This is a genomic window from Streptococcus sp. CL9.43 (assembly GCF_049737935.1).
Taxonomy (GTDB): domain Bacteria; phylum Bacillota; class Bacilli; order Lactobacillales; family Streptococcaceae; genus Streptococcus; species Streptococcus infantis_I.
The window spans coordinates 163581-189413 of record NZ_JBKOTS010000003.1 but is presented as its reverse complement, the minus strand read 5'-3'; the positions used below and the strand labels follow the sequence as shown (position 1 = coordinate 189413).

Annotated in this window: 24 protein-coding genes; 18 read left to right on the top strand and 6 right to left on the bottom strand. The window is 40.4% G+C overall.

The window, feature by feature from the left end; genetic code table 11:
* Positions 1–17 precede the first annotated feature (17 nt).
* Positions 18–1034 (bottom strand): NAD(P)H-dependent glycerol-3-phosphate dehydrogenase, encoded by a 1017-nt coding sequence (locus tag ACLNCS_RS06250; RefSeq protein ID WP_424847819.1) that lies wholly within the window; start codon positions 1032–1034, stop codon positions 18–20.
* A 239-nt stretch (positions 1035–1273) separates the two neighbouring features.
* Between ACLNCS_RS06250 and leuS the strand changes: the two genes are divergently transcribed.
* The 13 genes from leuS (at position 1274) to ACLNCS_RS06185 (ending at position 14811) form a co-directional block, all read left to right on the top strand.
* Complete coding sequence (leuS, locus tag ACLNCS_RS06245) at positions 1274–3775, top strand: leucine--tRNA ligase (protein WP_424847817.1); 2502 nt, start codon at positions 1274–1276, stop codon at positions 3773–3775.
* Between the two features lie 110 nt (positions 3776–3885).
* The gene (locus tag ACLNCS_RS06240; RefSeq protein WP_074324496.1) at positions 3886–4578 is read left to right on the top strand and encodes a GNAT family N-acetyltransferase; all 693 of its coding nucleotides are present in this window, start codon (positions 3886–3888) and stop codon (positions 4576–4578) included.
* Between the two features lie 12 nt (positions 4579–4590).
* On the top strand, positions 4591–5013 hold the full coding sequence (locus tag ACLNCS_RS06235) for a GNAT family N-acetyltransferase (RefSeq protein ID WP_004250626.1): 423 nt from the start codon (positions 4591–4593) through the stop codon (positions 5011–5013).
* Positions 5014–5289: 276 nt separating this feature from the next.
* On the top strand, positions 5290–6153 hold the full coding sequence (locus ACLNCS_RS06230) for an ABC transporter ATP-binding protein (RefSeq protein ID WP_004250628.1): 864 nt from the start codon (positions 5290–5292) through the stop codon (positions 6151–6153).
* Positions 6153–7007, top strand: a complete 855-nt coding sequence (locus tag ACLNCS_RS06225; RefSeq protein ID WP_004250630.1) for an ABC transporter permease — start codon at positions 6153–6155, stop codon at positions 7005–7007. The genes ACLNCS_RS06230 and ACLNCS_RS06225 overlap by 1 nt, the downstream gene beginning before the upstream one ends.
* A gap of 166 nt (positions 7008–7173) precedes the next feature.
* The gene (ruvB, locus tag ACLNCS_RS06220) at positions 7174–8172 is read left to right on the top strand and encodes a Holliday junction branch migration DNA helicase RuvB (protein WP_004250631.1); all 999 of its coding nucleotides are present in this window, start codon (positions 7174–7176) and stop codon (positions 8170–8172) included.
* Entirely contained in the window at positions 8153–8725 is a 573-nt protein-coding gene (locus ACLNCS_RS06215) for a nucleotidyltransferase family protein (protein WP_004250632.1), read from the top strand. The genes ruvB and ACLNCS_RS06215 overlap by 20 nt, the downstream gene beginning before the upstream one ends.
* A 165-nt stretch (positions 8726–8890) precedes the next feature.
* Positions 8891–9613 carry a pseudouridine synthase gene (locus ACLNCS_RS06210; protein WP_004250633.1) on the top strand — a complete coding sequence of 241 codons (723 nt, stop codon included), beginning with the start codon at positions 8891–8893 and terminating at the stop codon, positions 9611–9613.
* Between the two features lie 107 nt (positions 9614–9720).
* Positions 9721–11055, top strand: a complete 1335-nt coding sequence (pepC, locus tag ACLNCS_RS06205) for an aminopeptidase C (protein ID WP_004250638.1) — start codon at positions 9721–9723, stop codon at positions 11053–11055.
* Between the two features lie 138 nt (positions 11056–11193).
* Positions 11194–12510, top strand: a complete 1317-nt coding sequence (locus tag ACLNCS_RS06200; protein ID WP_004250640.1) for an ISL3 family transposase — start codon at positions 11194–11196, stop codon at positions 12508–12510.
* A 264-nt stretch (positions 12511–12774) separates the two neighbouring features.
* Positions 12775–13338, top strand: coding sequence for a DUF4230 domain-containing protein (locus tag ACLNCS_RS06195; RefSeq protein WP_006151309.1), 564 nt, complete (start codon positions 12775–12777; stop codon positions 13336–13338).
* 166 nt (positions 13339–13504) lie between these two features.
* Positions 13505–13750, top strand: a complete 246-nt coding sequence (locus tag ACLNCS_RS06190) for a hypothetical protein (protein WP_004250643.1) — start codon at positions 13505–13507, stop codon at positions 13748–13750.
* Positions 13751–14118: 368 nt separating this feature from the next.
* Complete coding sequence (locus ACLNCS_RS06185) at positions 14119–14811, top strand: leucine-rich repeat domain-containing protein (protein WP_004250645.1); 693 nt, start codon at positions 14119–14121, stop codon at positions 14809–14811.
* Between the two features lie 83 nt (positions 14812–14894).
* Here the strand turns inward: ACLNCS_RS06185 and ACLNCS_RS06180 are convergent, their stop codons facing one another.
* The 5 genes from ACLNCS_RS06180 to adhP all read right to left on the bottom strand — a co-directional run bounded on the left by ACLNCS_RS06180 (position 14895) and on the right by adhP (position 19256).
* The gene (locus ACLNCS_RS06180) at positions 14895–14984 is read right to left on the bottom strand and encodes an IS3 family transposase (RefSeq protein WP_367400507.1); all 90 of its coding nucleotides are present in this window, start codon (positions 14982–14984) and stop codon (positions 14895–14897) included.
* 60 nt (positions 14985–15044) lie between these two features.
* Positions 15045–15956: a PTS system mannose/fructose/sorbose family transporter subunit IID gene (locus ACLNCS_RS06175; protein WP_070678627.1), complete on the bottom strand. Its 912-nt coding sequence runs from the start codon at positions 15954–15956 to the stop codon at positions 15045–15047.
* Positions 15957–15970: 14 nt separating this feature from the next.
* Positions 15971–16783 (bottom strand): PTS mannose/fructose/sorbose transporter subunit IIC, encoded by an 813-nt coding sequence (locus tag ACLNCS_RS06170; protein WP_004250648.1) that lies wholly within the window; start codon positions 16781–16783, stop codon positions 15971–15973.
* Positions 16784–16812: 29 nt separating this feature from the next.
* The gene (locus tag ACLNCS_RS06165; RefSeq protein ID WP_070678630.1) at positions 16813–17802 is read right to left on the bottom strand and encodes a PTS sugar transporter subunit IIB; all 990 of its coding nucleotides are present in this window, start codon (positions 17800–17802) and stop codon (positions 16813–16815) included.
* A 434-nt stretch (positions 17803–18236) separates the two neighbouring features.
* Positions 18237–19256 carry an alcohol dehydrogenase AdhP gene (adhP, locus tag ACLNCS_RS06160; RefSeq protein WP_049495231.1) on the bottom strand — a complete coding sequence of 340 codons (1020 nt, stop codon included), beginning with the start codon at positions 19254–19256 and terminating at the stop codon, positions 18237–18239.
* 370 nt (positions 19257–19626) lie between these two features.
* Here adhP and ACLNCS_RS06155 point away from each other — a divergent pair, with 370 nt between their 5' ends.
* From ACLNCS_RS06155 to ACLNCS_RS06135, 5 genes are all read left to right on the top strand, one after another.
* Positions 19627–20904, top strand: a complete 1278-nt coding sequence (locus ACLNCS_RS06155) for a gamma-glutamylcysteine synthetase (RefSeq protein ID WP_414312139.1) — start codon at positions 19627–19629, stop codon at positions 20902–20904.
* 74 nt (positions 20905–20978) lie between these two features.
* The gene (thrC, locus tag ACLNCS_RS06150; protein ID WP_414312138.1) at positions 20979–22463 is read left to right on the top strand and encodes a threonine synthase; all 1485 of its coding nucleotides are present in this window, start codon (positions 20979–20981) and stop codon (positions 22461–22463) included.
* A gap of 60 nt (positions 22464–22523) precedes the next feature.
* Positions 22524–23804: an MATE family efflux transporter gene (locus tag ACLNCS_RS06145; protein ID WP_424847808.1), complete on the top strand. Its 1281-nt coding sequence runs from the start codon at positions 22524–22526 to the stop codon at positions 23802–23804.
* A 3-nt stretch (positions 23805–23807) separates the two neighbouring features.
* Complete coding sequence (locus ACLNCS_RS06140) at positions 23808–24422, top strand: HAD family hydrolase (protein ID WP_424847806.1); 615 nt, start codon at positions 23808–23810, stop codon at positions 24420–24422.
* A gap of 177 nt (positions 24423–24599) precedes the next feature.
* Positions 24600–25793 (top strand): LysM peptidoglycan-binding domain-containing protein, encoded by a 1194-nt coding sequence (locus ACLNCS_RS06135; RefSeq protein WP_424847804.1) that lies wholly within the window; start codon positions 24600–24602, stop codon positions 25791–25793.
* The last annotated feature ends 40 nt before the right edge of the window (positions 25794–25833 follow it).

The following is a 25833-nucleotide window of genomic DNA, read 5'->3' as shown; positions in this document are numbered from 1 at the left end:
TTCCTTTCTAACGGTGATTATGACCACTCGTTTTCTGCCTTGAACTCGTTACTCATGAGTTCAGAAACAGCATCCTTAATATTAACATTTTCATAAATAACTTGGTAGATAGCCTGGGTGATAGGCATATAGACTCTAAGCTCTTGCGCTAATTCGTAAGCAGCTTTGGTAGTTGAAATTCCTTCGATGACCATTCCCATGTTGGCTTCGATATCTGCCAAGGCTTCACCACGCCCAAGAGCATCACCTGCTCGCCAGTTGCGTGAGTGGACAGAAGTTCCGGTGACGATTAAATCCCCAACTCCAGAAAGACCACTGTAAGTTAATGGATTTGCTCCAAGCTTGACTCCTAGACGAGTGATTTCCGCAAGCCCGCGCGTGATAATCGCCGCCTTAGCGTTATCACCAAAGCCAAGTCCATGGAGTGCCCCTGCACCAACAGCGATGATATTTTTAAGAGCACCAGCTGTTTCCACTCCGATCACATCTGTATTGGTATAAAGACGGAAGTAGTGGTTGCTAAAGAGTGCTTGAACATACTGAGCTGTCTCTAAATCCTTAGATGCGGCAGTAATCAAGGTAATGTCGCGTACAATTGTTTCTTCTGCGTGACTAGGACCAGATACAACCACAATTTCACTGCGGAACTCTTCAGGGATTTCTTCTTCAAGAATGGTTGAAAGACGTTTGTGACTATTTGGCTCGAGACCTTTTGAAGCATGCATAATAACCACTTTATGGTCCAAGACAGCAGCCACTTGTTGAGCTACCAATCTTGTCACCTTAGTTGGAACTACGAACAAAACAGCGTCAGCGCCCTTCAAGACTTCTGCTAAATCATGGTAGGCAACAATCTTTTCGTCTAAAACAGTATCCTTAAAATAGCGTTTGTTGGTATGTTGTGTATTGATTTCGTCAATTTGGTCAGGAATATTTCCCCAGATACGTACTTCATGTCCATTGTCATTTAAAACTTGTGACAGAGCAGTACCCCAAGAACCAGGCCCTAAAACAGCGATGGTTTGTTTGTTCATTTTCCCCTCCTTCTGAGAAAGCACTTTCCTATATTCTACCATAAAAAGCCCTATCTTGCATCTATATTATTTATTAAGAATTGTTTGAATAGGAAATTATATAAATTGGAGAATTTTTAGAATTTATTTGTAAAATAGTTTAGTATTCAAAGGGCGAAACGATAAAAAACACGAAAAGAGGAACAATATTTCCCCTAAAAATGGTATAATAGGAGCATCACGAAAATTGGAGAGACAGCATGAGTTTTTACAATCACAAAGAAATCGAGCCTAAGTGGCAGAAATACTGGGCTGACCATCACACTTTTAAGACAGGAACAGATGCCTCAAAACCTAAGTTCTATGCATTGGACATGTTCCCTTACCCATCTGGAGCGGGTCTTCACGTAGGGCACCCAGAAGGATACACAGCGACTGATATCCTCAGCCGTTTCAAACGTGCCCAAGGCTACAACGTTCTTCACCCAATGGGATGGGATGCCTTTGGTTTGCCTGCAGAGCAATATGCTATGGATACAGGGAATGATCCAGCGGAATTCACAGCGGAAAACATTGCCAACTTCAAACGCCAAATCAATGCGCTTGGATTCTCTTACGACTGGGACCGTGAGGTAAATACAACTGATCCAAACTACTACAAGTGGACGCAATGGATCTTTACCAAGCTTTATGAAAAAGGCTTGGCCTATGAAGCGGAAGTACCAGTAAACTGGGTCGAAGAATTGGGAACGGCCATCGCCAACGAAGAAGTTCTTCCAGATGGAACATCTGAGCGTGGAGGCTATCCAGTTGTCCGTAAACCAATGCGCCAATGGATGCTCAAAATCACGGCCTATGCAGAGCGCTTGCTCAATGACTTGGATGACCTTGACTGGCCAGAGTCTATCAAGGACATGCAACGCAACTGGATTGGTAAATCAACTGGTGCTAATGTAACCTTTAAAGTGAAGGGAACAGATAAGGAATTCACCGTCTTTACCACTCGTCCTGACACCCTTTTTGGTGCGACTTTCACTGTCTTGGCGCCTGAGCATGAACTAGTAGATGCCATCACAAGTCCTGAACAGGCTGAGGCTGTAGCAGACTACAAACATCAAGCTAGCCTCAAGTCAGACTTGGCTCGTACAGACCTTGCCAAGGAAAAAACAGGAGTTTGGACGGGTGCTTATGCGATCAACCCTGTAAACGGCAAAGAAATTCCAATTTGGATTGCCGACTACGTTCTCGCTAGCTATGGTACAGGTGCGGTAATGGCCGTACCAGCCCATGACCAACGTGACTGGGAATTTGCTAAACAGTTTGGTCTTCCAATCGTAGAAGTACTGGAAGGTGGAAATGTAGCAGAAACTGCTTACACAGAAGATGGCCTTCACGTTAACTCAGACTTCCTTGATGGACTGAACAAGGAAGATGCGATTGCCAAGATTGTGGCTTGGTTAGAAGAAAAAGGTTGTGGCCAAGAGAAGGTGACTTACCGCCTCCGTGACTGGCTCTTTAGCCGGCAACGTTACTGGGGTGAACCAATCCCAATTATTCATTGGGAAGATGGAACTTCGACAGCCGTTCCAGAAAGTGACTTGCCACTTGTCTTGCCAGTCACCAAGGACATCCGCCCTTCAGGTACTGGGGAAAGCCCACTAGCCAACTTGACAGACTGGCTGGAAGTAACCCGCGAAGATGGCGTCAAAGGTCGTCGCGAAACCAATACCATGCCACAATGGGCAGGTTCAAGCTGGTACTACCTCCGCTATATCGATCCACATAACACAGAAAAATTGGCTGATGAGGATCTACTCAAACAATGGTTGCCAGTCGATATCTACGTGGGTGGTGCAGAACACGCTGTGCTCCACTTGCTTTACGCTCGTTTCTGGCATAAATTCCTCTATGATATCGGTGTTGTTCCAACCAAAGAACCATTCCAAAAACTCTTTAACCAAGGAATGATTTTGGGAACAAGCTACCGTGACCACCGTGGTGCTCTTGTAGCGACTGATAAAGTTGAAAAACGTGACGGTTCCTTCTTCCATGTGGAAACAGGCGAAGAGTTGGAACAAGCGCCAGCCAAGATGTCGAAATCCCTCAAGAACGTGGTAAACCCAGACGATGTGGTGGAACAATACGGTGCTGATACCCTTCGTGTCTATGAAATGTTCATGGGGCCACTCGATGCTTCGATCGCTTGGTCAGAAGAAGGCTTGGAAGGAAGTCGTAAATTCCTTGATCGTGTTTACCGTTTGATCACAAGTAAAGAAATCGTTGCAGAAAACAATGGTGCTCTAGACAAGGTTTACAACGAAACTGTTAAAGCTGTCACAGAGCAAATCGAGTCCATGAAATTCAACACAGCCATTGCCCAACTCATGGTCTTTGTCAACGCAGCGAACAAGGAAGACAAACTCTATGTGGATTACGCTAAAGGCTTTATCCAATTGATTGCTCCATTTGCTCCTCACTTGGCTGAAGAACTCTGGCAAACAGTGGCAGCAACAGGCGAGTCTATCTCTTATGTAGCTTGGCCAACATGGGACGAAAGCAAATTGGTTGAAGATGAAATTGAAATCGTAGTCCAAATCAAAGGAAAAGTCCGCGCCAAACTCATGGTCGCTAAAGACCTGTCACGCGAGGAATTGCAAGAAGTTGCTCTCTCTGACGAAAAAGTCAAAGCAGAGATCGAAGGTAAAGAAATCGTGAAAGTAATTAGTGTACCTAATAAGCTTGTAAATATCGTAACGAAATAAATTTAAAAGTCCTTCAGAGTAGAATCTGGAGGATTTTTTGTAGATTACCTGTGAGATGTGATATACTATTCACATCTTTAAACTTATAAGTGGGAGACAGGGAGAAAGTTATGCCAGTAAATGAATACGGTCAGATGATTGGTGAATCTGTAGATGATACACCTGGAGTTTTGCCTTCACTTATACGGATAGAAGGGCGATATACGACTATAGAAGCTCTATCGGTGGAAAAGCATGCAGAGGATTTATTAGCTGTCTATGGCCCAGATAGTCCTCGTGAGATGTGGATCTACCTTTTTCAACCACCTGTGGCTAATCTAGAAGAGTTAATGGTAGCTTTAAAGCAGATGATTGAGCAAAAGGATCGCTTTTACTACGCGATTATCGATAAAGCGACTGGTAAAGCACTGGGTACTTTTTCGCTCATGCGTATTGACCAAGCCAATCGCACCATTGAAGTTGGCTCGGTGACTTTTTCTCCGGCTCTCAAACAGACCAGGATGGGAACAGAAGCTCACTGTTTGCTAGCCCGTTATGTCTTTGAAGAACTCAACTATCGACGCTATGAGTGGAAGTGCGACGCCCTCAATCTTCAATCTAGAAAAGCAGCAGAACGTTTGGGCTTTGTCTATGAAGGCACCTTCCGCCAAGCTGTTATCTATAAAGGTCGCACCAGAGATACGGATTGGTTGTCCATGATCGATAAGGACTGGCCACAAGTCAAAGCTCGTTTGGAAACATGGTTGGCTCCTAAAAACTTTGATAAAAATGGGCAGCAGATAAAATCGCTTAGGCAATGTTAGAAAGGTTCTACTATGATAAAATTTACAAAAGAATCCTCTGTTTCAATTGATGACGTTTTACATCTCTATCAGGCAGTTGGTTGGACAAACTATACCAATCAGCCACAGATGTTGGAGCAGGCCTTGTCTCATTCGCTAACGACTTATCTTGCGCGTGATGGTGAGGAAATCGTTGGTTTAATGCGTCTGGTTGGAGACGGTTTTTCATCCGTTTTTGTCCAGGATTTGATTGTTTTGCCTAGCTATCAGCGCCAAGGAATTGGTAGTAATTTGATGAAAGAAGCCTTAGCTGACTATAAGGATGCCTACCAAATACAACTAGCGACTGAACAGACAGAAAAAAACTTGGGTTTTTACCGTTCTCTGGGGTTTGAAACCTTATCTACTTATGATTGTACAGGAATGATTTGGGTGGATCGAAAAAAATTTAAATAATTCTTTTATCTTAAGTTAACTTTAAGTTTACTCATGTATCATGTAATCATTAAGTAAAGACCTCCTAACTTTATTTAATAGAAATCCTAAACTTTTCTTTTTCATAATAATCTCCCTAAAGAAGCCACCAAATCAGGTGGCTTTTTTTATGTTCAAATGCAGAAGTTTTAAGGTAGAATTGACCACATAATCATCCATTTCGACCACATAGCACCAAACTATATTTTTTCTTTTTCCTTTTTGTTAAACTGAAGGTGTAAAAAGGAGGAAGGAAATATGATTTTACAAGTAAAAGGCCTCACTAAGAACTATGGAGACTATACAGCAGTAAAAGATATAAATTTAGAGTTTAAAAAAGGAAGTTTTAACGCAATCTTAGGACCTAATGGGGCTGGCAAATCGACCACGATTTCAATGTTAATCGGACTTAAAAGAGCAACTAATGGTCAAATCATCTATGCGCCCAATACTCGGATTGGAGTTGTTTTTCAAGCAAGTGTATTGGATGAAAAGTTGACGGTCAAAGAAAACCTAGCCATTCGCGCTCAGCAGTATAAGGGGATTAAAGGTGGTCGTGTGGAAGATTTAATCAATCAACTAGGGTTGACTGCTTTTCAGAAACAACTTTATGGAACTTTATCAGGAGGACAGAAACGTCGAGTTGACATTGCTCGGGCTCTCCTAGCCAATCCCGATATTTTATTTCTAGATGAGCCTACGACTGGACTAGATATTCAGACTCGCAAATCCATTTGGGATTTATTGTATCGTCTACAAAGAGATGAAGGGATGACTATTATCTTAACGACTCATTATCTGGATGAAGCAGATGAGGCAGATCAACTTTATATTATAGATCATGGAAAGGTTATTGCCCAAGGTTCTGCTGCTGAAATTAAAAGTGAGTACGCTTCCAATCTTTTAAAAATTTGTTTTAAAGACAAGCAGGTGGAGAAATTCTTACCTAAAAATATGCCTGTGGAAAAGGAAAATGAGTTTGAGTATAGTCTTTATCCTAAGAGCCAATTGGAAGCTATTGATTATTTGACCCAAGTTCGTGAGAAGATTGCTAGCTTTGAATTTCGTCCAGGAACTATGGATGATGCCTTCATAGCCCTTACAGGAAGAGAGGTGCGCTAATGTTAGCTTTGTTAAAACGTGATTTTTTGTTGTATTTTCGTAATCGTTCAGGAGTCTTTTTCTCATTACTGGGAGCTTTGATTTCCTTTCTACTCTATATCATTTTTTTGCAGAAAAATCTGATGGATGCCTGGTCTCAACTTCCTGATAATAAGAGCCTTTTAAATAACTGGCTGATGGGTGGAACATTGGCTGTGACTGGGATTACAACCAGTTTTACAGCTTTGACCCAGATGGTACAAGATCGTGAAAATCAAGTGGATCAGGATCTCTTTTTGACAGATTTAGGGAGCTGGGGCTTGCAACTGTCTTATCTTATTAGTAGCCTTATCATTTCCTTTGTTATGCAAGCCTTTATGCTTGTTGTTATGAGCCTTTATTTTCAAGAAATTCCAGCTATGAGTAAGCTATTTGAAATTAGTTTAATCATGCTGCTAAGTAGTCTCCTTTCAACATTGGTAAATGTACTCTTGATTTATCATTTCCAGTCAGTAGATAGTCTGGGTAAATTGGCTACAATTGTAGGTACAGCTTCAGGATTTTTAGTGGGAACTTATGTACCAATGGGAATTCTTCCTAACTTCGCTAAAGTTCTCATGAAGTGCACACCGGCTACCTATCTTGCTTCTCTCTATAGACAGGTCTTAATGAAGGAGCAATTAGAAACTACATTTATGGGGAATAGTAGCTTATTAGAAGAGTTTCAAGAAAAATTAGGAATCCGGCTTAATTGGCAGAACCTTTTAACAAAGGAAGAAACATACTTAATAGTGGTGAGTATCTGCCTCCTAACTTTTCTGCTTTGGCTGGTAGTAGTTAAAATCTCTAGCAAAAAAATAAAATTTATAGGTTAAGCTAACTTTAAGTCTTCTACTGTATCATGTAATCATTAAGTAAAGACCTCCTAACTTTATTTAATAGAAATCCTAAACTTTTCTTTTTCATAATAATCTCCCTAAAGAAGCCACCAAATCAGGTGGCTTTTTTGTTTGTAGGCTGGATTTTTGCTATAATAGGAACATGAGTAGAATTTTAGATAATGAAATCATGGGTGATGAGGAGTTGGTAGAGCGTACCCTCCGTCCCCAATATTTACGTGAATATATCGGACAAGACAAGGTCAAGGATCAGCTTCAAATCTTTATCGAGGCAGCAAAAATGCGTGATGAGGCGCTAGATCATGTTCTTTTGTTTGGCCCTCCAGGTCTCGGGAAAACAACCATGGCTTTTGTCATTGCCAATGAATTGGGAGTCAATCTTAAGCAGACGTCTGGTCCTGTCATCGAAAAAGCAGGTGATTTGGTAGCGATTTTGAATGACTTGGAGCCAGGAGATGTTCTTTTTATTGATGAGATTCATCGCTTGCCCATGTCGGTAGAAGAGGTCCTTTACAGTGCCATGGAAGACTTCTACATTGACATCATGATTGGTGCAGGAGAAGCTAGCCGTAGTGTCCATCTAGATTTGCCACCTTTTACCTTGATTGGGGCAACGACACGAGCTGGGATGCTGTCCAATCCTCTTCGTGCCCGTTTTGGGATTACAGGTCACATGGAATATTACGAACATGCTGACTTGACAGAGATTGTCGAGCGGACGGCAGATATCTTTGAGATGGAAATCACTCATGAGGCGGCTTCCGAGTTAGCTTTACGCAGTCGTGGAACTCCTCGTATCGCCAATCGTCTCCTCAAGCGCGTGCGTGATTTTGCGCAGATTATGGGCGATGGCTTGATTGATGATGTGATTACGGATAAGGCCTTGACTATGCTGGATGTAGACCATGAAGGTTTGGACTATGTAGACCAGAAAATCCTTCGCACCATGATTGAGATGTACGGTGGGGGTCCTGTCGGTCTAGGAACTCTTTCGGTTAATATCGCTGAAGAGCGTGAGACGGTTGAGGATATGTACGAACCTTACCTGATCCAGAAAGGATTTATCATGCGAACTCGTTCAGGACGGGTCGCGACAGCCAAGGCTTATGAGCATTTGGGGTATGAATACATTGAAAAATAAGGCTGATATTTTAGACTCTTTCAGAGAAAATCCTGATATGATGGCTATTCTGACTATCATTCGTGACTTGGAGTTGAAAGATTCCTGGTTAGCAGCTGGTTCGGTTCGAAATTTTATCTGGAATCTCTTGTCAGATAAACCAGCTTTTGACCGTGAAACGGATGTGGACGTCATTTTCTTTGACCCAGAGGTGAGTTATGAAGAAACGCTGGCTATAGAAAGTAAGTTGAGAGAGGATTTTCCCCAGTATCAATGGGAGTTGAAAAATCAAGCCTATATGCATCAGCATAGTCCCCATACGGAACCGTATGTGAATTCCTGTGACGCTATGAGTAAATATCCCGAACGTTGTACGGCGATAGGACTTCGCTTGCAAGTTGACGCAACTTTAGAGCTCTTTGCGCCTTATGGTTTGGAGGATATTTTGAACTTTCAGGTTTCTCCAACTCCCCATTTTTTAGAAAATGACGACCGGATGAAGCTTTATCAACAGCGTTTATCTAAGAAAAACTGGCGAGAAAAATGGAAAAATCTCACATTTAAAAATACTTAAGGAAACTTTAAGATAGGAGCTGTATACTTATCTCATAAGTTAAGAAGACCTTAACTTATACTCCTAAAACTTTTTCATAATAATCTCCCTATAAAAAAATTAAGTCGCCCAATCAGGCGGCTTTTTTTGTTCTAATTCTATGTTTTTTCATGATATAATAGCCCTATGAGATTAGATAAATTTTTAGTTGCCTGTGCTGTCGGGAGTCGGACCGAGGTAAAAAACTTTCTAAAGGCTGGGCGCGTGACGGTCAATGGCGAGAAAGAAAAATCTGCCAAGCTACAAATTGATGAAGAGACAGACGAGATTTGTTTTGACGGACAAAAGCTAGACTACGAGGAGTTTGTTTACTATATGATGAACAAGCCCCAGGGCGTTATCTCAGCGACTGAAGATCCTAAACACAAGACTGTTTTGGATTTGTTGGATGACTATGCACGTGCCAAGGAAGTTTTCCCGGTAGGGCGCTTGGATATCGATACGCATGGACTCTTGCTCTTGACCAATGATGGCAAGCTGGCTCATGCTCTTCTTTCACCAAAACGTCATGTGGATAAAACCTATCTAGCGCAAGTCAATGGAATCATGACGGATGAAGACATTGAGACATTTGCGCAAGGAATTCCGCTCAAGGACTTTACCTGTCAGCCTGCCAAACTGGAGCTTGTGTCTATTGATACGGAAAAGGATCAAAGCCTGGTCCGAGTGACCATTGCAGAAGGGAAATTTCACCAGGTCAAACGGATGGTGGCCTACTGTGGTAAAGAAGTTGTGGACTTGCAACGTTTAACCATGGGAACTTTGACCTTGGATGAGGATTTGAAAAGTGGAGAATGGCGTCGTTTAAGCAAGGAAGAGCTAGAAGGCTTGCTTAAAAGTGTTCAATAAACTGGATAATAGGAAAAGGTAGGGGAAATGTCCCTGCCTTTTTCAGTTTTTGGTTGCTTCCTTTGTGAAAAGAGTTATAATAGACAGTAAGAAAAAAGGAGGATTTTATGAACGCGATTCAAGAATCATTTACAGATAAATTATTTGCTAACTATGAAGCAAATGTAAAATACCAAGCTATCGAAAATGCTGCCAGTCACAATGGAATTTTTGCAGCCCTTGAGCGTCGTCAAAGCCATGTAGACAACACACCTGTTTTCTCACTTGACTTGACTAAGGACAAGGTCACTAACCAGAAAGCATCTGGCCGTTGCTGGATGTTTGCGGCACTTAATACTTTCCGCCACAAACTCATCTCTCAATACAAACTTGAAAACTTTGAATTGTCACAAGCCCACACCTTCTTCTGGGACAAGTATGAAAAATCTAATTGGTTCTTGGAGCAAGTGATTGCGACTGCTGACCAAGAATTGACAAGCCGCAAGGTTAGCTTCCTACTCCAAACTCCACAACAAGATGGTGGTCAGTGGGATATGGTAGTTTCTCTCTTTGAGAAATACGGTGTCGTTCCTAAGTCTGTTTATCCAGAGTCTGTTTCATCTAGTAGTAGCCGTGAGCTCAATGCAATCCTTAACAAATTGCTTCGTCAAGATGCTCAAATCTTGCGTGACCTCTTGGCTTCTGGCGCTGACCAAGCAACTGTTCAAGCCAAGAAAGAAGACCTCTTGCAAGAAATCTTTAACTTCCTTGCTATGTCATTGGGGCTCCCACCACGTCAATTTAACTTTGCTTATCGCGATAAGGATGACAACTACCAAAGCGAAAAAGGCATCACTCCACAAGAGTTTTACAAGAAATATGTTGACCTTCCACTAGAAGACTATGTTTCTGTGATCAATGCTCCAACTGCTGATAAACCATATGGCAAATCCTATACAGTTGAGATGTTGGGAAATGTTGTTGGTAGCCGTGCAGTTCGCTACATTAACGTACCGATGGAACGCTTGAAGGAATTGGCCATTGCCCAAATGCAAATAGGAGAAACTGTTTGGTTTGGTTCAGATGTCGGCCAGCTCAGCAACCGTAAAGCAGGAATCCTTGCGACAGATGTCTATGATTTTGAATCAAGTATGGATATTCAACTCACTCAAGACAAGGCTGGACGTTTGGACTACAGCGAAAGCTTGATGACCCACGCTATGGTCTTGACAGGTGTTGATTTGGATGAAAATGGTAAATCAACTAAGTGGAAAGTTGAAAACTCATGGGGAGACAAGGTCGGAACAGATGGTTACTTTGTTGCTTCAGATGCTTGGATGGACGAATATACTTACCAAATCGTTGTCCGTAAAGAATTACTGACAGCAGAAGAACGAGCTGCTTATGAAGCAGAACCAATCGTCCTTGCACCATGGGATCCAATGGGTGCCTTGGCAGAATAAATGAGATATAAAAAGAATGTTTCTATAATTTTTAGGGTTGGTGGAAATTTTCCACCAACCCTATTTTAGTGTATACAAAAAGGCCAACATCCATTATATTAAAAGCGCCTAAACCTAAAACAAAAGAATGATGACCATATGAACAATATACTAGAAGCTACACTACAAATCAAAGATAAAAACATTATTTGGGATAATAATGTTCAAGAGAAGATATTAAAAAATAGAAAATCTTTATTTTATTCAGCTACATATACGCATAAACCAGAATTTTGTGCCGTTTGTGGGTGCGTTAGCCAAAATAACAATATAGTTAAAAACGGGACGAAAACTTCTCGTATCACTCTCTGTTCTGTTTCAGGCCTTCCAGCCTACTTAAATCTACGAAATCAGAGATTTCTCTGTAGAGAATGTGGTTCTTCATTTACTGCAGATACTAGTCGAATTGTAGAAAAATACTGTCATATCTCGAAACGATTAAAAAATGAAATTAAGGCAAAAATAAGTGAAACAGTATCTGAAACATATATTGCCAAAGAAACAAATGTTTCAATTCATACCGTTAGACGTATCATAGATGATACAGCACGATTATTAACGATTAAACCATTACATGATTTACCCGAGCATTTGTGTTTTGATGAATTTAAATCTGTTAAATCTTCCGATAGTAATATGAGCTTCATTATTTGTGATAGCACTACACACAAGTTGGTCGATGTTGTACGAGATAGAAAATCTTACAGTTTGAAACAATATTTTTATCGTTTTGAGCCTAAGACTAGATTAAAGGTGAAAACTATCTCCATCGATATGTACTTGCCATACATTCAATTAATAAAAGAAATGTTTCTTAACGCAAAAATTATCATTGATCCTTTTCACATTGTACAAGCCTTGAATAGAGAACTAAATCGAACTCGGGTACGTATCATGAATCAGCATCGTTATAAAAATCCTAAATTATATCGAAAGTTAAAACATTATTGGAAGTTAATTTTAAAGAACCCTAATGAACTTCAGAACTATAAATATAATCGTTATAAGCTTTTTGAAAGCTTCATAACAAGTAAAGGAATCGTAGATTATATCTTAGAAAACAATCCATCTCTAAAAAATGATTATGAGGTTGTACATTCACCTCGTGAATGTATACAGGATAGAGATTATATAGAATTCAAGGAAACGATTGAAGCAGCTACGCAATTAGACCTATCTCCTGGTTTAAAAAGAGTATTAAAGACTCTTATGACTTACTTGCCATATATTCAAAATACTTGTGAGTATCCAACTAGAACAAAAGGCCCTATTGAAGGAATAAACAATAAAATAAAAGTGCTTAAAAGAAATGCCTACGGCTTTAGAAACTATTACTATTTTAGAAATAGGATTATTTTAATAACAAAAATGTTTGGCCCAAAACAAAAAGGAATTAAGCAACAATTAGTTGCTTAATCCCTTCCTAAATTTCTTCATCAACACTATTTGACAAAGAGCCCCAAAATAGCACTCAATTTTAAATGGATTTGGTGTTCAAAAAATATAATCAAATGCAACAAACTAATTTCATTTTTAATAGGCACAATTAATTTTAGAAGATAGTACGAAAAAATATTGACTGTTTTCTTTAGAATGTGTAAAATTTAGATAGATTATTTAAAGTGAGGTTTTTTTATCTTGTCTATATTAAAGAAGAAATTTAATAAGTTTAGTGTTCTATTGAATCTGGTATTAATAGCTATTATAGCTATTGGAGTGCTATTTTTCTTACCTAAGGAACATAAATCAGAAGTCAAATCGTCAATTAATATCGAAAGTATTGAAAAAGTGAATGAAGTTGTATTTTTGAATGCGGGAATTAATGAAATTATTTCTGAAACAAAAACAACTCAAGTTTTTGGGTTTGATGTGCCGTTCTCTAAAAAAGCAGCATTAGTAATTTTAAATTATAACGCTAAATTTGGAATTAAAAGTAGTGTAAAGGTTGAACAAATAAGCGAAAAAGAATATAAGGTTATTGTTCCAAAATTGGAAGTAATTGGTGTTGAACTTTCAAAAGATGATCCTTATGATTTATATGATAGTCATGGAGAGTTATTAAGTGGGACTACAGAAGATGTTGATACTGGGAAATTGGTCACAAACCAACTTTCTAGTGATAAACAAGCAGAGTATTTAGATAAATTTAAGAGTGAAATTAAAGAATCTGCAATCAATTATTATAAAACAATATTTTCTTCAATGGATTCTGAAGTAAAAGTAACTATAGAATTTACAGAATAATTTTTGAAATACAAAACCCTGACCATCTCTGGTCAGGGTTTTGTGTGGTTCTATAATTTTTAGGGTTGATGGAAATTTTCCACCAACCCTATTTTAGTGTATACAAAAAGGCCAACATCCATTATATTAAAAGCGCCTAAACCTAAAACAAAAGGATGATGACCATATGAACAATATACTAGAAGCTATACTACAAATCAAAGATGCACACAATGAAGGTGTTACATTCCATTTCTTAGAGAATATTAAAGAAGTATTGCGTGATGAGAGTGGGAAAGTAACTGGTGTAAAGGTTATTACAATGGAACTTGGTGAATCAGATGAAAGTGGAAGAAGATTAACGCATGAAGTGGCAGGTAGTGAACATATTATTCCATGTGATCTTGTCGTTGCAGCAATTGAACAAAAGTAGACTTTAGTGTTCTAGATGAAAGGTAAAAATTTGACTTTCGGTCAACATCAGAATACAATAGAAATAAATAATAACAGGTGATGCATATTTAGGTCCTCAATCTATCGCAACCGCAATTAAAGACGGGCGAGAAGTTGCGACAGAAGTACATGAATCGTTTAAAGAAAACATATAAATAACTTGTGGTGCCTTTCGTTTTTTACTGGGAAAATTAAGGAACTATAGTTATAAATACTTAAAGATATTAATATATTAACATGCGTATATTTATAGGAAGATTAGATAGAAATATTTGATATTAGCAAGAATATCTACATCTTATAACATATAGGTATTAATATATTCATAAAATATTAGGAGGAGAAATAATGAACAAGAAACTATTATCAGGCTTATGTGCAGCAGTACTCTTATCAGGTTTAGTAGGATGCGGACCTAAGGAGTCAAAACAAAATACCACAACAAGTACTTCTACAATAGAAACAAAAAATACCACAACAAATAACTCTGAAGTAACAGAGAAGAACTTCAAAGACTTCCCGGATACAGATGAAAAGTACTTCACATATGAAGAGTGGCAAGAAGGATACGCAATCTATAGTTGTACTTCTGACGACAAGGTTGTTCGTGTACCAAAAACCATTAATGGTAAACCTGTTATAGCGATTGCACAGCGTGGTATGGCAAATCTTGAAAAATGTGAAGCAATCGTCTTACCAGATACAGTAAGATATGTTGGAGAGTCATCTTTTGGTCAAGATAAAGCATTGAAGTACATTTATTTAGGAACATCATTAGAAACTGTTGATGATCACGCATTTTTAGGAGCAAGTTCTCTAGAGTCTGTTGTATTTCCAGAAGGAACAAAATCAATTGGTCAATTGGTATTTTCAGACACACCATCAATCAAATCGATCACAATACCTGAAAGTGTAATTGAAATAACAGACTTATTTTACTTCCCAGAAAATTCAAATAAGAATGTAGAAATCCATACACCTAAGGGATCAAAGGCAGAAGAGGCTGCCAATAGTTTAGGACTCAAAGTAGTAAATGACTAAAGGGGAATAGTATGAACAAGAAACTACTATCAGGCTTAGGGACTGACCCCAAAAAGTGAGAATTTAATAAAAACACCCTAGGGCTACCGTCTTCGGTATTCAACCGGAGACAGGTAGTCCAATTTTTGTTGGATTCTTTTTTCATTAGGTTCTTCATCAACACTATTTGACAAAGAGCCAAAAGAATCAGGTGATAAACCTGATTCTTTTTTGTTTGTATGTTCTCACCGAGATTACATAATACCGAAGAAACGAGCTGCGATACCAACTGCAAAGAGGGCAAGGATGATTGTGATTGGAGATACTTTTTTCTTAAGCAACCACATGCAAAGGAAAGTAAGGAGAAGTCCCATCAATCCTGGAATCAATGAGTTCAACTGACCTTGAAGCGTTTGTGGTTGAACGCTATCCAAGCTCATGCCACTAAGTGCTTGACCAAGAATACCCTTCAATTCTCCACCTGTAACAGGACCTTCTGGGAAGTTGATGTAGGCACCTTCTGATAATTGTTTACCTGGAAGGTTGATAGTGAAGTTGATGGATACCCAACGTTGTACAAGAACGGCAAGGATAAACATACCAAGGATAGAAGCTCCTTTAGTGATGTCTTTCAAGATACCACCTGACATGTCTTTAGTGATTTCAGATCCAGCCTTGTAACCAAACTCTTGTGTATACCAAAGGAAAGACATACGGATTGCATTCCATCCAAAGAAGAAGAGAAGTGGTCCAACGATGTTACCAGTTGCAGCAAGTGAAGCACCAAGGGCACCAAGGATCGGACGAACTGTAAACCAGAAGACTGGGTCACCGATACCGGCAAGAGGTCCCATCATACCGATCTTAACACCTTGGATAGCAGCGTCATCGATTTCAGTACCGTTAGCGCGTTCTTCTTCAAGTGCAAGAGTAACCCCCATGATTGGAGCAGCTACGTATGGGTGAGTGTTGAAGAATTCAAGGTGACGCTCAAGAGCAGCTGCTTGGTCTTCTTTTTTAGTGTAAAGTTTCTTGATAGCTGGGATCAAAGAGTAAGCCCAACCCAAGTTTTGCATACGTTCGTAGTTCCAAGAACCTTGAAGGAATTGTGAACGCCACCAAACTTTTTGGCGATCTGATTTTGATAATTGAATTTTTTCAGCCATGATTGTTCCCCTTTCTAGTAGTCTTCTAGGATATCACCGATTGGATCGTTAGAAGTTGCAGCTCCTCCGCCACCGTTTCCACCTTGTTTAGAAAGGTTGAGGTAGATGAAGGCAAGGGCAACACCGATGACACCAAGGGCAATCAAAGTCAATTGAGAGATTGCTGCAAGAGCAAAACCGATAGCGAAGAATGGCCATACTTCACGAGTAGCCATCATGTTGATAACCAAAGCGTAACCAACGGCAACGACCATGGCACCACCGACAGCCATACCACCGTTCAACCAGTCTGGCATCAATTTAAGAGCATCTTGAACAGCAGAAGCAGGGATAGCGATAAGGAAGGCAGCAGGGATTGCAATACGTAGACCTTGAAGAACAAGGGCAAAGTAGTGAGCACGTTCAACAGCTGCAATGTTTCCTTCTTTAGCAGCAGCGTCAGCAGTGTGAACCAAACCAACTGAGATTGTACGAACAATCATAGTCAAGAAAAGTCCAGCTACGGCAAGAGGGATTGCAGTTGCAGTTGCGACTGCGATACCTTCAGTAGTAAAGTTACCACCTTTAATCATGATGATTGCAGCAGCAACAGAAGCAAGAGCAGCGTCAGGAGCTACGGCAGCTCCGATGTTTGCCCAACCAAGAGCGATCATTTGAAGTGATCCACCAAGCATAACCCCAGCTTCGAGGTTACCAGTTACAAGCCCGATAAGGGTACATGCTACGATTGGTTGATGGAATTGGAATTGGTCGAGGATACCTTCAAGACCTGCGAAGAAGGCAACAACTACAACCAAGATAGCAGAAATGATTGAAATATCTGACATGGTTTTATTCCTTTTCTATTTAATGTTAATTATTGAACGTTAGCTTTGCTAATCAAGTCAAACAAATCTTTTTTAGTGTCGTTTGGTACTTTACGTACGTCAAATTCAACACCAAGGTCACGCATTTTTTCAAATGTAGCAACGTCGTCTTTGTCCATTGACAATACGTTGTTGACCATTGTTTTACCAGTTGAGTGAGCCATTGATCCAACGTTAAGAGTCTTGATTGGTACACCACCTTCGATAGCTCGAAGAGCATCTTGTGGTGTTTCAAACAAGATAAGGGCGTGTGTGTTACCAAAACGAGGGTCTTTTGCAACCTCAATCAATTTTTGGATTGGAACAACGTTAGCCTTCACTCCGTTTGGAGCTGCTTGTTTGATCAATTCTTTACGAAGGTCATCTTTAGCAACGTTATCTGAAGCAACGATGATACGGTCTGCTTTTGAATCTGGTGTCCAAGCAGTTGCGACTTGCCCGTGAAGGAGACGTGTGTCAAGACGTGCAAGGTTGATTTTCAATTTACCGTCTCCGATAACAGTTCCTTCTGGAATAGCAGCTTGGGCAACTGGAGCAGCTGCAGCAGTTGCAACTTCCTCAGCTGGGTTTAGCTCTTCTGGAAGAGCCTTGATGCCATCTTTGGCTTCTTTAATGATGTTTGCAGCAACTTTAGCCACTCCGGCATTAGCGTCCATCAGGCGTTCGGTGTAGGCTTGGATTAACATCGGCAAGTTAAGTCCTGTGATGATGGCAAATTTACGCTCAGGATTTTCTCCCATTACGCGGCTAGCTTGGTTAAATGGAGAACCACTCCAAAGGTCAGCCAATACTAGAACCTCATCTTCTGCGTCAAATGCAGCCACAGCATTGTTGAATTTTGCGTATAAGTCATCTGGACCTTCGTTTGGCATAAAGGTTACAACTTGAACCTTTTCTTGTTCACCAAAGATCATAGATCCTGACTGATGAATACCCGCGGCAAATTCACCGTGGCTCGCAATAATGATTCCGATACTCATTATTGTCATTCCTCCTTATAAAATGTTTGGCTTGTAGTTTAAGAAAACTTTAAGACTCTTTAAGTATAAACCGTTTTCAGCAAAAAATCAACTACTTATAATAAATCCTAAAAAGTGGAGGGAGAAGGCTGTTTTAGAGATGTTGATATATCAACATCTAGTGGTTTTATCTAGAGAATAGTAAAAAAATTTAATATAAAAAAGTCCTAGTACAGAAATCGACGAACCAAATCGGTATCTTATTTCTAGCCCCCTATACTTCAACCATTGGATGCTTAAAGAATGTGGATAGTAAAATGACGTTTTGTCAATAGTGTTCTTGAGCGTTAAAAAAAAGAACTTTAAGTTCAATAAATTGCTATGTCAAAATTTTATTGCTAAAAAACGAGGTGGGGTCTTTTGTCCCTACCTCGTTTTGGAATTTATTATCTATCTTAATGAGTAAAGTCTAGAACCATGCGACCTTGGATGGTGCCAGCAGCCATTTCATCAAAGACAGCAATGGCATCTTCGACGGGCCGTTTTTGAACAACTGGAACCACGAGACCTTCAGCACCAAATTGGAAAGCTTCTTCCAAATCTTTACGTGTACCAACAAGGGAACCGATGACCTGAATACCGTCAAGAACTGTTTTAACGATACTTAGATCCATCATTTCTGAAGGGAGTCCGACAGCTACTACACGACCACCTGCACGAACAGAGTCAACTGCTTGGTTGAAGGCAACTTTTGATACAGCTGTTACGACAGCTGAGTGAGCACCACCGTTTGTTTTTTCTTTGATAAGGCCTGGAACATCTTCGACTTCAAGACCATTAATTACGATATCAGCACCAACTTCTTTAGCTAGAGCAAGTTTATCGTTGTTAATATCTACTGCGATAACATGAGCGTTGAATACTTTTTTAGCGTATTGAACAGCTAAGTTACCAAGTCCTCCAGCACCATAGAGTACAACCCATTGGCCTGGCTCAACTTTTGCCTCTTTGATAGCCTTGTAGGTAGTAACACCGGCACAAGTGATTGAAGAAGCTTGGGCTGGATCGAGACCTTCTGGAACCTTAACAGCATAATCTGCAGTTACGATACATTGTTCTGCCATACCACCATCAACTGAGTAGCCAGCGTTTTTTACTGTACGGCAAAGGGTTTCGCGTCCGGTTGTACAATATTCACATATGCCACAGCCTTCAAAGAACCAAGCTACGCTGACACGGTCACCAACTTTTAGACTCTTAACATCAGGAGCGATTTCTTTTACGATACCAATCCCTTCGTGACCGAGAACACGTCCTGGAACTTTTCCAAAGTCACCATGGGCAACGTGGAGGTCTGTATGGCAAACACCACAGTACTCAACTTCAACAAGTGCTTCGCCATTTTCGAGCGGACGGAGCACTTTTTCTTCAATAGCAACACCAGTGCTTTCTGGATTTACAACAACAGCTTTCATAGCTATCCTCCTTGGTTAGTAGTTGAGGTGCAGAGGAAAAGGGGCTTGCCTTAAATCGTGATTCAAGTGAAGTCAAATTTGAACTGCCCTCTTTTTTGTCTATATGTGAATTATATCACGATATTTAATATAATGCAAGGAGATTTATGTAAAAATATATGAAATCGCTTAACTGGTTGATGATACTGTGAAATTTGCACAATAATATCTAACGTATTCATGGAAAATTTCATATAAAGAGGAACTTATTTGGTCTCAAATATAGGGAGTGTGCTTACAAACAGATTTTCTAAGATTCATCTCTAGGAGTTTTTGGTATAATAGAGAGTAATTTATTTTCTAGTATAAGAAGTTAGAGTGAGAGGTATGTATGTCCCCTTCAATTCAGTTATTAAAAGACCGCTATTTAAAAAATATCAAAGAAAATCCAGATCTCTACATCGGTATTGAGTTGGAGTTTCCTATTGTTCATACGAAAGGCCAACCTACAGATATTGAAGTCAGCAAGGATTTGTTGCGCTTTTTGGTGGATGCTCTCAGTCTGAAAGTTGAAAAGGAGGACCAGGAGGGCAATCCGATTCAACTTATAGAACCTGTGAGTCAGGATCGGATTTTGTTTGAGGTTTCCTACACGACCTTGGAATTTGCCTTTGGTAGGGCTCAGAATATCCAAGAGGTTGAAGGACGTTTTCAGGCCTATATGAAGGTAATCCAAGAAAAGCTAGGCGAAAAGAATCATGCTATCCAGGGTTGGGGGATTCATCCAAACTGGAATCAAAATGACAATCGACCTGTCGCTTATCCACGCTATCAGATGCTGATGGATTATCTGAGTATGGGGAGTCACCAAGAAAGTGCGCATTTACATGACTTTCCACAATACGGAGCCTTCATCTGCGGGAGTCAAGTCCAGTTGGATGTTTCGACCGATAACTACCTACGTGTCATCAATGCTTTCACACAGATAGAGGGAGCCAAAGCTTACCTGTTTGCCAATTCTGAGTTTTCTGGAGCAGACTGGGACACCCAGATTTCACGAGATATTTTTTGGGAAGACTCCATGCATGGGATTTATCCAGAGAATGTTGGTGTCAATACCAGACTCTTTAAAGATGAAGATGATTTCTTTGATTATTTAGACCATTCTGCGATTTTCACAGCAGAACGAGATGGGGAGACCTACTATTTTTCTCCAATTCGGGCTAGAGATTACTTAGCCACTGATGAGATTCCTGCTTATACTCTAAATGGGAAAGAAACGTTGCTTGTCCCTCAAGAGAAGGACTTCCAAACGCACCGTAGCTACCAATTCCAAGATTTAACAACTCGAGGAACGGTCGAATTTCGGAGTGTTTGTACTCAGCCACTAGACCGAACTTTTGCTTCAGCAGCCTTTCATCTAGGTTTGTTGGTGAATCTTGACAAGCTTGAAGCTTACCTAGAAATAGCTCCTTTCTTTGAAAGTTTTGGTCGTGACTACAAGTCTTTGAGAAGACAATTTTCTAAGAAACACCTCACAGATGAAGAAACAGCTGGGATTGTCCAGTTCTCCAAAGACTTGCTAGCGATAGCAGAGCAAGGACTTAAGATGAGAGGTCAGAGTGAAACGACTTATTTAGAACCTTTGAAAGAAGAAATGGACGTATAAATTTCTTATAACGGAAGAATTTTCTGAAAAATCATGTTATAATGAATGAGACTATAGATAAAGGATAGAGATTTATGACATTAGTTTATCAATCAACGCGTGATGCGAACAATACCGTAACAGCCAGCCAAGCGATTTTGCAAGGCTTGGCAACAGATGGAGGCTTGTTTACTCCAGTGAGCTATCCAAAGGTGGACTTGGATTTTGAAACATTAAAGGACGCTTCTTATCAAGAAGTGGCCAAGCTTGTCTTGTCAGCCTTTTTGGATGACTTTACAGCAGAAGAGTTGGACTATTGTATCACCAATGCCTATGACAGCAAGTTTGATACACCAGCTATTGCCCCTCTTGTCAAACTCGATGGCCAATACAACTTGGAACTTTTCCACGGTTCAACCATTGCCTTTAAAGATATGGCCTTGTCCATCTTGCCCTACTTTATGACAACAGCTGCTAAGAAACACGGCTTGGAAAACAAAATTGTCATCTTGACAGCGACATCTGGAGATACTGGGAAAGCTGCTATGGCAGGATTTGCGGATGTCCCAGGTACGGAAATCATCGTCTTTTATCCAAAAGACGGTGTCAGCAAGGTACAAGAGTTGCAAATGACCACTCAAACGGGCGAAAATACCCATGTTATCGCTATTGATGGAAACTTTGACGATGCTCAAACAAACGTAAAACATATGTTCAATGATGTGGCTCTTCGTGAGAAATTGGCAGCCAACAAGCTCCAGTTTTCATCAGCTAACTCTATGAATATCGGTCGTTTGGTACCACAGATTGTCTACTATGTTTATGCCTACGCTCAGCTTGTTAAAACTGGTGAGATTAAGGCTGGTGACAAGGTTAACTTCACCGTACCGACAGGAAACTTTGGGAATATCTTGGCTGCCTTTTATGCGAAGCAAATCGGCCTACCAGTCGGCAAGTTAATTTGTGCTTCAAATGACAACAATGTCTTGACAGATTTCTTTAAAACTCGTGTTTATGACAAGAAGCGTGAGTTTAAGGTAACCACTAGCCCATCTATGGATATCTTGGTCTCTTCAAACTTGGAGCGCTTGATTTTCCATCTTTTGGGAAATGATGCGGTTAAGACAGCTGAACTTATGAATGCTTTGAATAACCAAGGTCAGTATGAATTGACAGATTTTGATGCAGAGATTCTTGACCTTTTTGCAGCAGAGTATGCGACGGAAGCAGAAACAGCAGCAGAAATTAAGCGTGTTTATGAGGCAGATGCTTATATTGAGGACCCTCATACAGCAGTTGCCTCAGCCGTATATAAAAAATACCAAGCAGCTACAGGCGATGCGGCTAAGACCGTGATTGCTTCAACAGCTAGCCCATATAAATTCCCAGTAGTTGCAGTAGAAGCTGTAACAGGGAAATCAGGTTTGAGCGACTTTGAGGCCTTGGCTCAATTACATGAAATCTCAGGAGTAGCAGTGCCACCAGCAGTGGATGGCCTCGAAACAGCTCCAGTTCGTCACAAGACAACTGTTGCAGCGGCAGAGATGCAGGCTGCAGTAGAATCTTATCTAGGACTTTAAGACAGAGGAAGTAAACTCGGTTGGGAAACTAACTGAGTTTCTTTTCATCAGGAGGAAGGATTGTTTAAGAAAAATAAGGATATTCTCAACATAGCTTTACCTGCCATGGGTGAAAATTTCTTACAGATGCTCATGGGGATGGTAGATAGCTACTTGGTAGCTAATCTTGGGTTAATCGCCATTTCGGGTGTTTCTGTAGCTGGAAATATTATAACCATTTACCAAGCGATTTTTATTGCCTTAGGAGCAGCAATTTCTAGTGTTATATCAAAAAGTGTGGGACAGAAAGATCAGTCTAGACTAGCCTATCATGTGACAGAAGCTCTCAAGATAACCTTGCTATTGAGTTTAATTTTAGGTGGCTTGTCCATCTTTGCAGGTCAAGAGATGATTGGTCTTTTGGGTACTGAACAGGCTGTGGCTGAAAGTGGTGGCTTATACCTATCATTGGTGGGTGGATCAATTATTTTCTTGGGCTTGATGACTAGTTTAGGAGCCTTGATTCGCGCTACCCACAATCCTCGACTTCCGCTTTATGTTAGTTTTTTATCCAATGCTTTAAATATCCTTTTTTCAAGTGTCGCCATTTTTATCCTTGATATGGGGATAGCTGGTGTAGCTTGGGGGACTATTTTGTCTCGTTTGATCGGGGTTGTAATTTTGTGGTCACAATTAAAACTTCCATATATGAGACCGACGTTTGGACTGGATAAAGACCTGCTGACCTTGGCTTTACCTGCAGCGGGAGAACGTCTCATGATGAGGGCTGGTGATGTAGTCATAATTGCCTTGGTTGTTTCCTTTGGGACGGAGGCAGTCGCGGGAAATGCTATCGGTGAAGTTTTGACTCAGTTCAACTATATGCCTGCCTTCGGTGTTGCGACAGCAACAGTCATGCAGGTAGCTCGAGCAGTTGGAGAAGATGATTGGGTAAGGGTAGACAGACTAAGTAAGCAAACTTTTTGCTTGTCTTTCTTTCTCATGTTGCCTTTAACACTTAGTATCTATGCTCTCGGGACACCACTAAGCTATCTCTACACCAGCGATCATGCGGCTATCAAAGCCAGTGTTTTAGTAACTCTTTTTTCACTTTTAGGGACTCCTATGACAACGGGAACGGTCATTTATACAGCTGTCTGGCAAGGTTTGGGAAATGCCCGACTTCCCTTTTATGCGACAAGTATTGGAATGTGGTGCATCCGTATTGGGACTGGTTACCTGATGGGAATTGTTCTTGGATGGGGGTTGCCTGGTATCTGGGCAGGAACACTTTTGGATAATGGTTTCCGTTGGATTTTTCTACGCTATCGTTACAAATCTTATATGACATTGAAAGGATAAAAAATGCAAGAAACGGCTTTTATTTGGGATTTGGATGGAACCTTGTTGGACTCCTATGAAGCTATTTTGTCAGGAATTGAGGAGACCTATGCACAGTTTTCCATTCCTTTTGACAAGGAAAAAGTTCGAGCTTTTATCTTGAAATACTCTGTCCAGAATTTACTAGTGCAAGTGGCAGAAGAAAGAGGCTTGGATGTTAATAGGCTCAATCAAGTCCGTGCTCAGAGCTTGGCTGAAAAGAATGCCCAGGTCATCTTGATGCCGGGGGCGCGCGAGGTTTTAGCCTGGGCAAATCAGCAAGGAATTAAGCAATTTGTCTACACCCACAAAGGCGAGAATGCCTTGACTATTTTACGAGATTTGGGCTTGGATGTTTATTTCACAGAAATTTTGACAAGCCAGAGCGGTTTTGCTCGTAAACCAAGTCCAGAAGCAGCGACCTACCTTATCAGTAAATACCATTTAAAACCAGACCGCACCTTTTATATAGGGGACCGTACTTTGGATATCGAATTTGCTCAAAACAGTGGCATCCAGAGTATCAATTTCCTTGGAACTCCGGTGGATTGCAATCATCAGATTTCTTGTTTAGCGGATATTCCTTCTCTCTCTTTATGAAAGTTTTATGAAAGAGAATATGTCAGCTTTGTGACAAAATTCATACATACTATTTCAATTAATGTGGTTTGTTACAGAGACTAGACAGTTTTATTAAATAGCCCCCAAAGGGCTTTTTTTCTTTTTTCTTTATGTTATGATAGAAAGGTACTACATTTGAAAAGGAGTTTGAATAGTATGAAGAAACGAATTATTTTAGCATCAACAGTAGCTCTATCACTTGCCCCTACCTTGGCGACTCAAGCAGAAGAAATTGTATGGTCACCACGTACAGTTGAGCAAATTCAAAACGATATTGCTAAAAGCGAAAATAAAACAAGTTACACAATTAAGTACGGAGATACCCTAAGCACGATTGCAGAGGCTTTGGGAGTAGACTTAAATGTCCTTGTAAACTTGAACAAAATCACTAATATTGATTTGATTTTCCCAGAAACTGTACTGACTACAACTGTTAACGACAATGAAGAAGTAACAGAGGTTGAGGTTTATACACCTCAAGAAGTTGGTTCTGATGTAGCAAGTGCAACAGCAGATTTAACAACGAATCAAGTAACAGTAGATGAACAAACTGTTCAAGTCGAAGATTTGACACAACCAGTTGAAGAAACAACGACTACTGTTGAGGAGACAACTACAACAGAAGCAACAACTGAAGCTGTAGCAGAAACTACAGTATCGTCAGAAGCAACAACTGAAGCTGCGGCACCTGTCGTTGAAGAAACAACTACGGTCGCTGAACCAACAACTACAGTTGAGGAAACAACTACGGTCGCTGAACCAACAACTACAGTTGAGGAAACAACTACGGCTGCTGAACCAACTACAACAGTTGAGGAAACAACTACGGTCGCTGAAACAACTACAACAGTTGAAGAAACAACTACAACAGAAGCTACTACTGAAGAAGTGACAGAAGCTCAATCAGCTCCAGCAACTTATCAAGCTGAATCAAGCCAAGGTGCATCAGCAACTTATACAGCGCCAGCGGCTCCTGATTATGCAAGTATTGCAGCTTCAAAATCAGAAAATGCAGGTCTCCAACCACAAACAGCGGCATTTAAAGAAGAAGTTGCGAACTTGTTTGGTATCACATCATTTAGTGGATACCGTCCTGGAGATAGTGGAGACCACGGGAAAGGTCTAGCGATTGACTTCATGGTTCCAGTAAGTTCAGCCCTAGGTGACCAAATTGCAGATTATGCTATCCAAAATATGGCTAGCCGTGGCATCAGCTACATCATCTGGAAACAACGTTTCTACGCACCATTTGATAGCAAATACGGACCAGCTTACACTTGGAATCCAATGCCAGATCGTGGTAGCGTAACAGGAAACCACTATGACCACGTTCACGTATCTATGAACTAAGAATAATAAGAAGCTATACATTTAAAAGTGTAGCTTCTTT

What these genes read in the sequence shown, in the direction of transcription:
- ACLNCS_RS06250 (WP_424847819.1), bottom strand. Translation starts at nt 1,034, where the DNA reads ATGAACAAACAAACCATCGCTGTTTTAGGGCCTGGTTCTTGGGGTACT.
- leuS (WP_424847817.1), top strand. Translation starts at nt 1,274, where the DNA reads ATGAGTTTTTACAATCACAAAGAAATCGAGCCTAAGTGGCAGAAATAC.
- ACLNCS_RS06240 (WP_074324496.1), top strand. Translation starts at nt 3,886, where the DNA reads ATGCCAGTAAATGAATACGGTCAGATGATTGGTGAATCTGTAGATGAT.
- ACLNCS_RS06235 (WP_004250626.1), top strand. Translation starts at nt 4,591, where the DNA reads ATGATAAAATTTACAAAAGAATCCTCTGTTTCAATTGATGACGTTTTA.
- ACLNCS_RS06230 (WP_004250628.1), top strand. Translation starts at nt 5,290, where the DNA reads ATGATTTTACAAGTAAAAGGCCTCACTAAGAACTATGGAGACTATACA.
- ACLNCS_RS06225 (WP_004250630.1), top strand. Translation starts at nt 6,153, where the DNA reads ATGTTAGCTTTGTTAAAACGTGATTTTTTGTTGTATTTTCGTAATCGT.
- ruvB (WP_004250631.1), top strand. Translation starts at nt 7,174, where the DNA reads ATGAGTAGAATTTTAGATAATGAAATCATGGGTGATGAGGAGTTGGTA.
- ACLNCS_RS06215 (WP_004250632.1), top strand. Translation starts at nt 8,153, where the DNA reads ATGAATACATTGAAAAATAAGGCTGATATTTTAGACTCTTTCAGAGAA.
- ACLNCS_RS06210 (WP_004250633.1), top strand. Translation starts at nt 8,891, where the DNA reads ATGAGATTAGATAAATTTTTAGTTGCCTGTGCTGTCGGGAGTCGGACC.
- pepC (WP_004250638.1), top strand. Translation starts at nt 9,721, where the DNA reads ATGAACGCGATTCAAGAATCATTTACAGATAAATTATTTGCTAACTAT.
- ACLNCS_RS06200 (WP_004250640.1), top strand. Translation starts at nt 11,194, where the DNA reads ATGAACAATATACTAGAAGCTACACTACAAATCAAAGATAAAAACATT.
- ACLNCS_RS06190 (WP_004250643.1), top strand. Translation starts at nt 13,505, where the DNA reads ATGAACAATATACTAGAAGCTATACTACAAATCAAAGATGCACACAAT.
- ACLNCS_RS06185 (WP_004250645.1), top strand. Translation starts at nt 14,119, where the DNA reads ATGAACAAGAAACTATTATCAGGCTTATGTGCAGCAGTACTCTTATCA.
- ACLNCS_RS06175 (WP_070678627.1), bottom strand. Translation starts at nt 15,956, where the DNA reads ATGGCTGAAAAAATTCAATTATCAAAATCAGATCGCCAAAAAGTTTGG.
- ACLNCS_RS06170 (WP_004250648.1), bottom strand. Translation starts at nt 16,783, where the DNA reads ATGTCAGATATTTCAATCATTTCTGCTATCTTGGTTGTAGTTGTTGCC.
- ACLNCS_RS06165 (WP_070678630.1), bottom strand. Translation starts at nt 17,802, where the DNA reads ATGAGTATCGGAATCATTATTGCGAGCCACGGTGAATTTGCCGCGGGT.
- adhP (WP_049495231.1), bottom strand. Translation starts at nt 19,256, where the DNA reads ATGAAAGCTGTTGTTGTAAATCCAGAAAGCACTGGTGTTGCTATTGAA.
- ACLNCS_RS06155 (WP_414312139.1), top strand. Translation starts at nt 19,627, where the DNA reads ATGTCCCCTTCAATTCAGTTATTAAAAGACCGCTATTTAAAAAATATC.
- thrC (WP_414312138.1), top strand. Translation starts at nt 20,979, where the DNA reads ATGACATTAGTTTATCAATCAACGCGTGATGCGAACAATACCGTAACA.
- ACLNCS_RS06140 (WP_424847806.1), top strand. Translation starts at nt 23,808, where the DNA reads ATGCAAGAAACGGCTTTTATTTGGGATTTGGATGGAACCTTGTTGGAC.
- ACLNCS_RS06135 (WP_424847804.1), top strand. Translation starts at nt 24,600, where the DNA reads ATGAAGAAACGAATTATTTTAGCATCAACAGTAGCTCTATCACTTGCC.